The sequence below is a fragment of the Paraburkholderia phytofirmans genome (genome assembly GCF_046028095.1).
GTDB lineage: Bacteria > Pseudomonadota > Gammaproteobacteria > Burkholderiales > Burkholderiaceae > Paraburkholderia > Paraburkholderia phytofirmans_A.
In genome coordinates this window covers 761,876-774,663 of sequence record NZ_JAQQDJ010000003.1, presented here as the reverse complement: position 1 = coordinate 774,663, position 12,788 = coordinate 761,876, and the positions used below count along the sequence as shown (strand labels likewise).

Genomic DNA, 12,788 nt, shown 5'->3' with positions numbered 1-12,788 from the left:
TCAAGCCTCCAGTCCGAGATACACGCGCCGCACCTCGGGGTCGTCCATCACGGCGGCGGGCAGACCCTCCGCGAGGCGCTTGCCGAAGTTGATGACCAGCAGACGGTCAGCGACTGCGAGTAGCGCATGCACGACGTGTTCGATCCACACGATCGTCACGCCACGCTCCTTGACGCGGCGAATCTCGTCGACGAGTGCGTGCGTTTCAGGTTCGGTTAGACCGCCGGCGATCTCGTCGAGCAGCAGCAATTGCGGCTGCGTGGCGAGCGCGCGAGCCAGTTCGAGGCGCTTGCGGTCGAGCAGTCCCAACGTTCCGGCCAACTGGTTGGCACGAGCTTTGAGGCCGGTGCGTTCGAGCACATCGACGCAAACGTCGTACGCGGCGTGGCCGGTCAATTCGCCGCCAAAGGTCGCGCCGACCAGCAGGTTCTCGAACACCGTCATTCCGCCGAACGGCCGCGGCACCTGATACGAGCGGCCGATCCCCGCCGCGCAACGTCGATGCGGCGGCAAGTGATTCACATGCGCGCCGTCGAATTCGACGCTGCCCTGATCGGGCCGCACGTCGCCGCTGACGAGGTTGAATAGCGTGGTCTTGCCGGCGCCGTTCGGGCCGAGAATGCCGTAGGTTTCGCCGCGTTCGACCGCGAAGCTGATGTCGTCGGTCACCTGCAGCGCGCCGTAACGCTTCGACACGCTGGTGAGTCTGAGCACTGGGTTCATCACTGCTCTCCGCTTTCAATTCAGGCAATCAACTTGAGTGGGCCGGATAGCGGCACGCTCGGCGCGAGCTGGTTATTGACGATGGCGAGATCGAAGGGATGCTTCTGCCCTTTCACCCATTGGCCGCCGACGAGCGGCGTCTTCGCGACATTCTTCACCGGACCGTTGCCCCACGCGACATGGCCGACCAGCGTATCGAGCTTCGTCGAGGCAACCGCGTCGCGGATCGCTTCGTTCGAGTCGACGTCTTTGGCGCGCTTCAATGAATCGACGGCGATTTCGAATAGCGCGTGGGCGAAGCCGATCGGCTGGGTCCATTGCTTCGAGGTGACGCGCTCGTAGTCGTCGGCGACTTGCCGCGCGCTTTGCCCCGTCAGCGACGACTTGAACGGATGCGAAGGCGACCACCACACCTCAGTGGAAAGTCCGTCGCCGAGATTGCCGAGCGCTTCGATCGAGGTCGGAAACAGCAGCGCCTTGCCGATCGAAATGACCTTGGGTTTCAAGCCCTGCTGACGCGCCTGAACGAGAAAGTTCTTGGCGTCGGGCGGAATCACGACACCGGTAACGATCTGCGCGTTCGACTGCTTGAAAGATGAAATCTGCGCGGAGAAGTCCTGCGTCATGCTCTGGAAGCGGCCCGGGTCTTTGAGCGTGAAGCCCTTTTGCGCAAGCACCGGCGGAAAGCCGAGCTTGGCGTCGCCCCATGCATTGCCGTCGCCGTCGTTGGGGAACAGGCCGCCCACGCTGTGATTGGTCTGCACCGATTGCCACATGCCGGTGTAGACGGTGATCACATCTTCCAGACCCCAGAAGAAGTGATAGGTGAAGCGGAAGCCCTTCTTGGGATCGCCCTTTCTGCCGAAGAACCACGGCTGCCAGGGCACCACCGTCGACACGCACGGCATCTCGTTCAGCTCGCACGCGTCGCTCACGGGATTGGCGGTCTCCGGCGTGCCGGACACCAGCATGATGTCGACCTTGTCCTTGAGGATCAGGTCGTTGGCGACTTCGCCGGCGCGATTGGGATTCGACTGGCTGTCCTTGACCACAATCGACACCGGATACGATTTTCCGCCGATCACGATGCCGTTTTTTAGCGCCGTCTGCATCTGCTGGATCGTGAAGCGGTCCGCTTCGCCGAACGGCGCGAGCGGGCCGGTTTGCGGCGATACGTAGCCGATTTTCAGCGTGCGCGGGCCTGCCGAGAAGACGAGCGGCGAGAACGCCGAGGTCGTGGCGGCGAGCGCGCCGCCTGCCGCGAGGCTGACAAAGCGGCGGCGTCTCGCATCGAAAGTAGGTGAGTCCATGGTTGTCTCCTGAATTTTTTTGTACGAGTGAAGTGGGCGCGCTAGTCGGGTCGCCGCCCGTCGAAGGCGGCTTCGAGCAACGCACGCAGCGGTACTCGTTCGACCGGCCGCGGATTCCAGTACGGGTTCTTCAAGGCGAGATCGAGTGCGACATCGAGATCGGTTGCGGTCAGGCCGATGTCTTTTAACGCCGTCGGTGCGCCGTGATCGTGTGCGAGATCGAATACGGCTTGCGCCGCGTCGTCGGCGTGCAATGCGTGGGCGATACGCTTCATCGCCCCGGGCGCGGCCGCTCGGTTATAGGCGAGCACGTGCGGCAACACGATGGTGTGCGTCTCGGCATGCGGCAGATTGAAGGTGCCGCCGAGCGTATGGCACAGCTTGTGATGCAAGGCCATGCCGACACTGCCGAGCACCGCGCCGCATAGCCAGGCGCCGTACAGGCAATCGCCGCGCGCGGCGAGGTCTTCTGGTTGTTGCATCACGCGAGGCAGGCCCTGACCGAGCGCGCGAATGCCCTCTTCCGCCATCAGGCTGATGATCGGATTCGCGTCCTGTGCGTAGAGTCCTTCCGCGGCGTGGGCGATGGCGTTGATGCCGCTAGTCAACGACAACGCGGGCGGCAGCGAGGTCGTCAATGCCGGGTCGTAGATCACCGTCTTCGGCAGCACGCGCAAATCGCGGCCGGTCTTTTTGACGCCGCCCTCGGTGAGGCCGTAGATCGGTGTCATCTCGGAGCCCGCATACGTGGTCGGAATCGCGATGATCGGCAGCGCGGTTTCGAGCGCAATCGCCTTGCCGAGCCCTGTGGTGGAACCGCCGCCTATCGCGATCGCGCAATCGGCGCCGACGCTTACGGCGAACTCGCGTGCCGCACGGGCGGTTTCGACCGGCACATGCATCACGGCTTCGGCGTACACGCCTGCCGCCCGTGAGCCGAGACTTGCCGCGAGCGCTTCTGCCTGCGCGCGCTGTTTCGGCGTGGACAACACGATCGCCCGCGTGGCGCCGAGCAAACCGATCTCGCGATCGAGCTGATCGAGACTGCCCGCGCCGAAAATCACGCGTGACGGCAGGCCGTTATAGATGAACGAATCCATGGCGATTCAGCGCGGGTAGTAAGGCGGAATCTGCGCATCCACGTTGACCCAGACCGACTTGGGCTGCGTGTATTCGCGCATCGCTTCGAAACCCATTTCGCGGCCGTAGCCGCTTGCGCCGACGCCGCCGAACGGCGACGCCGGGCTCACGCGCTTGTAGCAGTTGATCCACACCATGCCGGCGCGAATCTCGCGAGCCACCAGATGCGCGCGTTGCAGATCGCGAGTCCACAGACCCGCGCCGAGACCGTATTCGGTGCCGTTCGCAATAGCTAGCGCTTCTTCGTCGGTGCGGAATGTCGTGACCGTCATGAACGGCCCGAACACTTCCTCCTGCGAGACCCGATGCTCCGGCTTCGCTTCGACGATGGTCGGCTCGACATAGCAACCGTTGGCGAGCGCCGCATTGTCCGGCGCCTTGCCGCCTGCCAGCACGCGACCACCCTGCTCGCGGGCGACATCGACGAACGAAAGCACACGGTCGCGATGCTGACGCGAGGTGAGCGGTCCCATCTCGGTCAACGGATCGAGCGGATCGCCGATCTTGATCGTGCGGCTCAACGCGACGAACTTCTCGAGCACTTCGTCGGCGATCGATTCGTGCACGATCATCCGCGAACCGGCGATGCAGGCCTGCCCCTGGTTGTGAAAGATCGCGAATGCCGAGCCTTGCACCACGGCATCGATATTGGCGTCGCCGAATACGATATTCGCGCCCTTGCCGCCGAGTTCGAGCTGCACCTTCTTCAGATTTCCGCTCGACGCCTGCACGATCTTGCGGCCCACAGCAGTCGATCCCGTGAAGGCGACCTTGCTGATCTCCGGATGTTCGGCAATGTACTGCCCCGCCACGTGACCCAGGCCTGGCAGAATATTGACGACGCCTTCCGGAAAACCCACTTCGGCCATCAGCGCGGCAATCGCGAGACTCGAGAGCGGCGTGAGTTCCGCCGGCTTCATGATCACGCAGTTGCCCGCGGCGAGCGCCGGCGCCATCTTCCAGCTCGTGAACATCAACGGGAAATTCCACGGCACCACTTGCCCGACAATGCCGACCGGTTCGCGCGTCATATAGTTCAGAAAGCCCTGCTCGACCGGAATCACCGAACCTTCGAACTTGTCAGCCATGCCGCCGAAATAGCGGAACGTGGCTGCCGTGCGTGGCACATCGAGATTGCGCGTATCGCGGATCGGGTGGCCCGTATCGAGCGATTCGAGGCGCGCGAGTTGATCGGCGTTCGCTTCGATCGCGTCGGCCAGCTTCAGAAGCAGCCGCCCGCGCTCCATCGCGGCGAGATTGCTCCACTTCGGAAACGCCGCCTTCGCCGCCGCGACGGCGCGATCGACATCGGCCGGGCCCGCCATCGCGACCTCGGCGATCACCGAGTTGTCGTGCGGATTGAGGGAGGCGAGCGTTTCGCCGTTTGCAGCCGGCACGAAGCGGCCGCCGATGAAGAGTTGCGTTTGCATGTCAGTCCTGTGCAAGTAAAACCTGGACGCGACTTTCCCCGCGGCGCCAGCGGTCTGGCGCCGTTCGATCGACGATCAGGGGAATGCCGGCGGGTTACATCTGAATCGGATACGGCGGCAGTTCACCGCTTTCGTAGCGCTTGGGCAGATCGGGCGTCGCGTTCTCCCACACCAGCAGCATCGAACGCTTCTGCGAGTAGCCCTTGTGGCGGATATCGGCCGGCATGGCGGCGATATCGCCCGCGTTCATCGTGATGCGTGCGCGCGGCTCGCCGCTGTCCTTGTCAGCGACGTCCCAGATGATCTGGTCGGACAGTTGCAGGAACCACTCGACACGGTCGTTGCCATGAAACACCGGCAGCACGAATTCCTCGGTGGTCGGGCAGAACAGGCTCTGCTGGCAGACCGACGTGACCGACGGATTCCACGTCACGTCCGAGCGCGACAGGTATTTGAAAAGACTGAACGCATGCAGCGCGCCTTCGAAACCCGGCTCCGCGTGAATCTCGGGTTCGTCCTGACCCACGTCGGCAAACTGGCGATTGACGGGCAGATCGTCGCGCAACGGCGAGTCGCCTTCGAGGCCCGGCATGCGCTTGGTGGCAATCCGCGTGCGCTCGATCGCGGCAATGTTGTCGCCGTGTTTCGTGCCGAATGCGGAGCCGGTTTCTTCCGGCGCGGCGAACGGGTCGAAGCCTTCATTGACCCAGTCCTTCAGGATCGCCTTGAAGGTCGCCATAATGAGCGGCGTGTCGAACTGCTGCATATGATCGACGCCCGCCTCCTTGAAGCTCGCGTTATATGCGCCGGCGTACATGTCGACCTTGCCGTAGTGATTGCGCGTGCCGATCACTTCGTCGAAGTTGACCCAGCCATAGAAGAAGCCCCACGCGACGTCGCGCATCATCGCGCGCAGGAAGTCGTCAGCGTGCATCTGGTGCGAGCGGGTCTGGCCTTTGGCCGGCCATCTGACGGTGGCGAAATACGCGTCGCGGCTGAATTCGAAATCACCTAGGCAGAAGGTGCGATAACCGGTGACCGCGTCGGCCTCGCTCGCGGTGACGTTTTGCAGGGTGCTGAGTTTGTCCATGATGGGCTCCGGATGGATCGATCGTGTAGAGGGATTCAGTGGATGCAGATGTCGGCCCACTTCTCGACCGAATAGCGTCCGAGGATCGTCTGCACGAGCAGCACGCCTTTGGTCTTTGCTTCGAAGCGATAGGCGGCACCCGCGGGCAGCAGTGCCTGATGGCCGCGACGCAGCCGCACATGCCCCATCGACTTGCCCGACGGCTCGCCTTCCAGGCGCACGCTGCCTTCGGTCTGCGCGTCGACCAGCGGGCCATCCAAGGGTTTGATGAAATAGATGTCGATCTCGCCGTCGAGCACGACCGCGAACTCATCGTGCGACGCAGCAAACCACGGCGAAGAACCTTCCGCGCGCAGCGTCTCGATCACGTACTTGAGATTTTTGCCGACGACGACTTTCTCGTAGGGCTCAGCGCGGCTCGCTACGTCGAACACATTCGACATCGCGTAATGTTCCGGTTTGCCCTTGATGATTTCGATGGAGCCTTTCCGAAAGTTGTCCAGGCTGCCGAACCAGGTTTGTTGCATGTCTGCCTCCAGTTGATCCACGAATGCGTTGCTTGCATCGAAGATTAAGCGGCGGCAGGCGCTACAGCAATGCTCTGAGGGTCGGGAAACGCGAACCTTGGGTGCTCCAGAATCGCGCCAGGGAAACTACCTGGTGGCGAACCCTCATAGGCCCTGGGCGGGCCTCAACTGTCGGACAGTTCCTCGCCGACGCTTTTCGTTTCGTCTTCGGGCGGTGCGATGCCGAGCGCCCTGTCCCACTGCGGCTCACGCAGATAGCGCGCGCGCAGGAAGTCGACAAAGGTCTTGACCTTGGTGGTCGAGCGGTGCGAGGCAGGATACACCGCCGAGAGCCACAGCGGCGGCGCCGCGTACTCCGGCAGCACGCGCTCGAGCCGGCGCTCGAGCAGATCGGCGGCGGCGACCATGGTCGGCAGATAGACGACGCCCGCGCCGGCTCTCGCGAATTCCAGCAGAAGGTGCACGCTATTGGTTTTGAGCACCGGATTCAGCGCGATTTCAAAGCACTCGTTGCCACGCATCAGCGGCCACTTGTCGCCCCACGGGTAGTACGAATAGCGGGCGAAATCGTGGCGCAGCAAATCGAGCGGTGTCTCGATCAGCGGTTCCTCCTTCAGATAGCCGGGCGCGGCGCAGAGCACGCCGCGCACAGGAAAGAGACGCCGCTCGACCAGCAGGTTCGACGCCGGCGGATAGATCTGCAACGCCAGATCGAAGCCTTCCTGAACCGGATCGATAACGCGGTCGTTGACGGTCACGACGAATTCCACGCGGGGGTATGCGGCGCGGAATTCGATCAGCGTCTGCGAGAAATGGCCAAGCGCGAAGCCCGGCAGGACATGGATATTGAGCGTGCCCGCGAGCGCCTGCGGATCGCCGCGCGAGCGGCCGGACAGATCGTGGACCTTGGTGACCAGTTCAGCGCAGTCGCGGTAGTAGGTCTCGCCGAGTTCGGAAAGGCGCACCGCCCGCGTCGAACGATGAAAGAGCGGCACGCCGAAATGGTCTTCGAGCTGCTTGACGCGCGAGGTCACCACCGACTTGGCGACACCCAACTGGCGCGCCGCGCCGGCGAAGCTCTGCGCTTCCGCGGCGCGGACGAACGCTTCCATCGATGTGAATAGATCCAATGCTGACTCCTGTCGCTGCGGCGAGCGCTTTGTCGCCGTCATCTCCTCTGTACCGAGATGCTAACGCGAATTCGGCGGCGCATCTCTTTTCCTATGGACCCGGATCGACAATCGCCGCTTGCAAGCTCCCCTGCTTACTATTGACCGACACCGCCACAAGCAATGCCATCGCCGCAACGCAGGCGGGCGCCGCCATCGACGTCAAAATGGCGATCATGCTATAGCCGGCAGCAGAGAGAGCGCCGCCACCGAGCGCGCCGAGAATGCCGCCCAAGCGCCCGATACCGAGCATCCACGCAACGCCGGAGGCGCGCCCGTGCGTCGGATAGAACAGCGCCGCAAGGGCCAGCATCGACATTTGCGCGCCCGTCATGCAGACACCCGCCACGAAAGTCGCGATCCCAAGCGACTGAACATTGGCCGTGCCTTGTCCCATTGCGCAGACAGCGCCACCCAGCAACAGAAATGCGAGCGCGACCACTCGCCAGGGGTTGAAGCGGTCCATCAACCAGCCGCAGCCCAATGCGCCGATTACGCCTCCCGCCGGAAACAGTGCCGACACTAGCGACGCCTGACGCAACGTGAACCCCGCGTCATGGATCATCGTCGGCATCCAGCTCGTCAGCATGTAATAGACAAGCAGACCCATGAAGTACGCTACCCACAGCATCAACGTGCCGAATCTGTAGCGTGCGGAAAGGATAAGCGCAAGCGGCGCTTTTTCCTTCTCGCTCACCCGGTCGGATACAGAGAACTTTGAAACAGTCATTGGTTCTCCACTGGCAATTCTTTGAAGTACTCGACGAATCTGCTCAGCCGGCCAGCCCTTGATCACCATGAATCGCACCGACTCCGGCAGCGCAACAAGAGCACATGCAAGCAGGACTGGGGCAATGCCGCCCGCGACGAAAATCGCGCGCCATCCGAACTCCGGTATCAATGCAGCCGCGACCACGCCACCGGCTGAAGCGCCCAACGTGAATCCGCAGAACATGACGTTCAACAACAAGGATCGAGATCTCGCCGGCACATATTCCGACAACAACGTCGTCGCGTTGGGAAGTGCTGCGCCGAGCCCGATGCCCGTCAGAAAGCGAAACACCGATAGTTGCCAGACACCCGAAGCGAACACGCAGGCGATCGTCCACACACCGAAAAAGCAGACCGATCCGATCAGAACCTTGCGACGCCCGATCCTGTCGGCAATCGGTCCGGCAAGCAGCGCACCGACTGCGAGGCCCACGAGCGCGGCACTCAATACGGGGCCCAGCGCGATTTTTGTCACGCCCCACTCTTTCGCGATCGCCGGCGCAACGAAGCCGATTGCGCTGGTATCGAATCCGTCCAGCGCGACGATCAGAAAGCAGAAAAACAAAATCAACCACTGATAAGGTGAAAATCTCCGATCGTCGATGAAACGCTCGACGTCGAGCACATTCTGCTCGCCGATATCCTGTTTGCTCATACCAACTCCGTGATCGCGCGGGCGGAGCGTTCGCGAGAACACGTCCGCCTGCCTTGATGAATGATTGCCCTGCGGATTCACGCAGCACGATGCCCGTCGCTTCGCTCAGGCAACTCGTGCTTCGTCCACGTGCCCGGTCAGAACAGGTGCCGGATGCCTGCCATCACGCCGAACTGGCCCATACCCGCCGCCGGTGTCGTGCCCCCGCCGCCCACGCTCGCAGAAAAGTGCGCCTTCGCGCTGTTCCACAGATACGTACCGCCGGCATAAACAGCCGTGGCTTTCGACAGGAAATAAGTGGCGCGAAGCGTTGCCATCGTTGCCCGCGCATCCTGCTCCCGGACCACGATCCGAAAGCCTTCGCCGTCGATCACAAAGCCCGGTGTCACGAAATACTCGGCGCCAACGAAGAAGAGATTCGATCGTACGTCGGGCGCGGCCATGGAGTTCGTCTCGACATGCCTTCCCAGCCACCCCGCTCCGAGCTTCAGGCCGGCGAGTTTGACATACCCGTTCGCCGCGATGCGCGTGTCCTTGTCTGCGCCCGACGTAGTGGGAAAGGTCCCGATGCCATCAAAGAAATTCGCTGCGGCGTTTGCACCGCCTCGCTGTTCGTCGTACGCAGTTGCAACGCCAAAGCTTGCTCCGTCGTACTTGAGCATTGCACTCCACTCGTGACATGGGTTGAACTGACCTGCAACCTGACCAGCACACGTGCCCTGTCCCGGCGAATTGCCGGTGCCGGCCGAGTCGCGTCCGAACGAATACGAGGCGCCGACGGTGACTCCTTTAAAGCTGCCTTTGTAGACGATGCTGTTGTCGCTCCGCGCATTGGGCAGATAATTGTCCAGCGCGCCAATTCCGTGGACATCGGGGCCCAGCATGTCCGCATCGGACAACGCCCAATAGACCATGTTGTATTGGCGTCCAAAGGTTAGCGCGCCCCACGGTCCATCGAGGCCGACCCACGCCTGGCGACCGAACAGACGCCCACCTTGTCCAATGTCTCCGGCTCTCGTATTGAAGCCGTTCTCGAGGGTAAAGACGGCCTTCCAGCCGCCCCCGATATCCTCGGCTCCGCGGATCCCCCACCGGGACGGCAGTTCCCCGCTGATACCCGGCATCCGAACGACGTGATCGCCGGCGGCATTTGCATGAGACACGTACTCGATGCCGGTATCGATCAAGCCATATAGTGTGACGCTGCTCTGTGCGAAAGCCGATGCACTCAACATCCCAAGACCGAATGCTGCAAACCTTCCACGCTTCATACTCCTCCCAATGATTGACAAGTCTCTTCGTTATCCAAACTACTTTATGTGATACGGATCATTGGTTCGGAGCTTATGTTTGCAAATAAAAAGCAACAACACGGTGAAACGAGGGGCGACGGAAATCGGACGCGCATCCGCCGAACATCTTAAAAATTTAAATTCTCCTGTCCGCACGTAGACGCATCTACTTTTCTTTGCAGGGGGTGGTCAGAGGTGATTTTCATGCGCTGACGCCTTTAAGAGAGAACCGCCGGGCGCCTCGCTCATCGAAATGAATTGTGTTCATATGCCTATTGAATGCGGCAACTCCCAGCCTCCACACGGTGCCTCGACCAGTTTCTATTACGATGATCGGCACTTGAACATCATTCAATGTGGTATTGAAAACTCGCCCCTTCGTCCTTGAGCAGCGATATGGCATCGTGACTGCAGCGGTGAGCGCCTGGTCGCTATATGTCGACAGGCAAAGCCCACCATCTTCGACGCGGCGTCGTCGATCCGGACTGCACGAGCAGCCCTTCACACTAGTGAGGACCAATTTGTCACAAGCCAATAACCCAAGCAGTAGAGATGAACTGATAGCGAAATGCCTGCCCTTTCTCGAGGAGGTCAAGGACCTGACTACGGGTAACGAGGTCGAACAGTGGCTCAACGAGAAGTACGGCACGTCGAGTGAGTTCTATAAAGACCTCAAACGCCTGATCACGATTGGCGTAGTGGAAGAAGGCTGGGCGGCCAACATCGAAATATCCGGACGCAGGTATCGGCGCGCACGTCTTGTCGACCCGTCAGAAGAGACGTTTGGATTCAGCATTACGGCGGTGTATATGGACAGCACCGGTAATGACCAGAACAATCCGGAGGGAAGCTTCCGGGGTGATTACCATGCGCATCCCTACGGCGAATTCAATATGGTGGTGTCGCTAAACGAAGGCGCGGCCCTCGCCGGTCCAAACGGTTGGTGCTATGGCGGCTGGACCGCGCCGGCGCCGGGCAGTCATCACTATCCGGAAGCAAAGGGCGGTGCAATCATTGCGTTGTTTTTTCTGCCTGCAGGACGGATTGCGTACAACGTCAAGGCGCCTGACGCAAATTGATCAAATGCAGGACCCGTCGGTAACGGCGCGTCCTGCGTTTGCTTGCGTTGTGTCGACACCGGTTTCTCTTCAATCCGGAATCTAAAGCGCCAGACAAGCATCACAGCGGCCGCATTGACTCGCGCCCGCGCACCGCAATCACTTGCCGGCCAGTTGTTTCGTCACGCCGACGAGTCCAAGACCGACACGTCGCACTTCGGCATCCGCCTTCTCATCGATAAGCCCGCCATTTTCGCCAAATGCCTGATGGGCAGAACCCAGCGAGAACCCTTGAGGAATCAGGATCGCGCCCAGCTTCTCAAGAACACCGCGCATTCCGAGCATGGCTCGAATACCGCCCATCGGCCCCGGCGATGCAGAAACAACCGCGGCCACCTTACCCGTGAATAGCGTGAGGCCAGAGCTTCCCGACGCCGTCGGCCTGCTTACCCAGTCCAGCATGTTCTTCAGCGCAGCGGTGTAACCACCGTTATGCTCGGGCGAAGCCACCAGCAGCGCATCATGTCCGGCAAACAATTCCTGCAGTGCTCGCACCCGCTCAGGAACACCATGCGCACTTTCAACATCAACGTCATAGATCGGCAAGGGAAAGTCGGCGAGTGTGATAAACGTGACTTCCGCGCCATCCGCTCGTGCCGCAGACGCAGCGATTTCCAGCAGCTTTCGGTTAAGGGACTCACGGCGGGAGCTCCCGCAAAAGGCAAGGATCTTTACTGTCATATTTTGGAAAGTAGATGCGCGCACCGCAATTGCGGTGTGCGCGGATTCTGAAAGGAGAACGACTGATTAGCCGATCGGGAAACAACCGCCGTCTGCTCTATGCCTCTTCGTCGAAGCCGACAAACGTTGCAAACTTCTCGACCGCCTCGCGCGGAATAGCGAGTCTGTTGACCGCTGAATCCTGGTCCGCGTAACCGAGCGACATACCGCATACCACGTCAAAGCCCGGCGCGAGTAAGAGATGTTCCGCGATGATCGTCTGATACCGCGCGAACGATACTTGCGGGCACGTATCGAGGCCGCGTGCGCGGGCCGCGAGCATGACCGTCTGTAGAAAGAGACCATAGTCGAGCCAGCTGTGCTTCTTTAGTCTCGCGTCGATCGTGAAGATCAGGCCGACAGGTGCCCCGAAAAATCCAAAGTTCCGGCCTGTCGCGCGGGCTCGGCCGGCGGCGTCCGCCTTGTCGATACCAAGGGCACCGTAATATCGCGCGCCGAACTCCTCCTGCATCGGGCGATAAGCTTCCGGCATCGGATCTGGAACATGCTGTAGCGGCGGATGCAAATCCGCGACATGGGCACGCACAAGGGCCTCACTCAGCGACTCCTTGCTTCGTCCGCGCAGCACGTGTACCCGCCACGGCTGCATGTTCGAGTTGCTTGGCGCTGCGCGAGCGACATCGAGAATCTCAATGATGTCTTTCTGTGAGACGGCATCGGGACGAAAAACGCGAACGGCTTTCCGTGAGCGGATAACCGAATCGACGACTTGAGCGTCCGAATGCATTTGATGGCCGGTCTCCACGGCCTTGGGGAGATCTATCTGCATAGTGTCCCCATGATGGCACAGCCAGAACATCGAGCGCGGTGAAAAACCTGCAA

12 protein-coding genes are annotated in these 12,788 nt (G+C 61.2%); 1 reads left to right on the top strand and 11 read right to left on the bottom strand.

Annotated elements, in window-relative coordinates:
• The 9 genes from PQR54_RS12375 to PQR54_RS12335 form a co-directional block, all read right to left on the bottom strand.
• Positions 1-723, bottom strand: a complete 723-nt coding sequence (locus PQR54_RS12375; RefSeq protein WP_408245912.1) for an ABC transporter ATP-binding protein — start codon at positions 721-723, stop codon at positions 1-3.
• 20 nt (positions 724-743) lie between these two features.
• Positions 744-2,033 (bottom strand): ABC transporter substrate-binding protein, encoded by a 1,290-nt coding sequence (locus PQR54_RS12370; protein ID WP_408245910.1) that lies wholly within the window; start codon positions 2,031-2,033, stop codon positions 744-746.
• A 41-nt stretch (positions 2,034-2,074) separates the two neighbouring features.
• On the bottom strand, positions 2,075-3,133 hold the full coding sequence (locus tag PQR54_RS12365; protein ID WP_408245908.1) for a maleylacetate reductase: 1,059 nt from the start codon (positions 3,131-3,133) through the stop codon (positions 2,075-2,077).
• Positions 3,134-3,139: 6 nt separating this feature from the next.
• Complete coding sequence (locus PQR54_RS12360; RefSeq protein WP_408245906.1) at positions 3,140-4,603, bottom strand: aldehyde dehydrogenase family protein; 1,464 nt, start codon at positions 4,601-4,603, stop codon at positions 3,140-3,142.
• Between the two features lie 94 nt (positions 4,604-4,697).
• Positions 4,698-5,693: a hydroxyquinol 1,2-dioxygenase gene (locus tag PQR54_RS12355; RefSeq protein WP_408245904.1), complete on the bottom strand. Its 996-nt coding sequence runs from the start codon at positions 5,691-5,693 to the stop codon at positions 4,698-4,700.
• Between the two features lie 35 nt (positions 5,694-5,728).
• Positions 5,729-6,220 carry a cupin domain-containing protein gene (locus PQR54_RS12350; RefSeq protein WP_408245902.1) on the bottom strand — a complete coding sequence of 164 codons (492 nt, stop codon included), beginning with the start codon at positions 6,218-6,220 and terminating at the stop codon, positions 5,729-5,731.
• Between the two features lie 164 nt (positions 6,221-6,384).
• Entirely contained in the window at positions 6,385-7,350 is a 966-nt protein-coding gene (locus PQR54_RS12345) for a LysR family transcriptional regulator (protein WP_408245900.1), read from the bottom strand.
• A 91-nt stretch (positions 7,351-7,441) separates the two neighbouring features.
• Positions 7,442-8,815, bottom strand: coding sequence for an MFS transporter (locus PQR54_RS12340; protein WP_408245898.1), 1,374 nt, complete (start codon positions 8,813-8,815; stop codon positions 7,442-7,444).
• Positions 8,816-8,952: 137 nt separating this feature from the next.
• Positions 8,953-10,086, bottom strand: coding sequence for a porin (locus PQR54_RS12335; RefSeq protein WP_408245896.1), 1,134 nt, complete (start codon positions 10,084-10,086; stop codon positions 8,953-8,955).
• Between the two features lie 542 nt (positions 10,087-10,628).
• Between PQR54_RS12335 and PQR54_RS12330 the strand changes: the two genes are divergently transcribed.
• Complete coding sequence (locus PQR54_RS12330; RefSeq protein WP_408245894.1) at positions 10,629-11,186, top strand: 4-hydroxylaminobenzoate lyase; 558 nt, start codon at positions 10,629-10,631, stop codon at positions 11,184-11,186.
• Between the two features lie 138 nt (positions 11,187-11,324).
• Here the strand turns inward: PQR54_RS12330 and PQR54_RS12325 are convergent, their stop codons facing one another.
• Both PQR54_RS12325 and PQR54_RS12320 read right to left on the bottom strand, forming a co-directional pair.
• Positions 11,325-11,930: an NADPH-dependent FMN reductase gene (locus tag PQR54_RS12325; RefSeq protein WP_408245892.1), complete on the bottom strand. Its 606-nt coding sequence runs from the start codon at positions 11,928-11,930 to the stop codon at positions 11,325-11,327.
• A 73-nt stretch (positions 11,931-12,003) separates the two neighbouring features.
• Positions 12,004-12,735 (bottom strand): nitroreductase, encoded by a 732-nt coding sequence (locus tag PQR54_RS12320; RefSeq protein WP_408245890.1) that lies wholly within the window; start codon positions 12,733-12,735, stop codon positions 12,004-12,006.
• Positions 12,736-12,788: the final 53 nt, after the last annotated feature.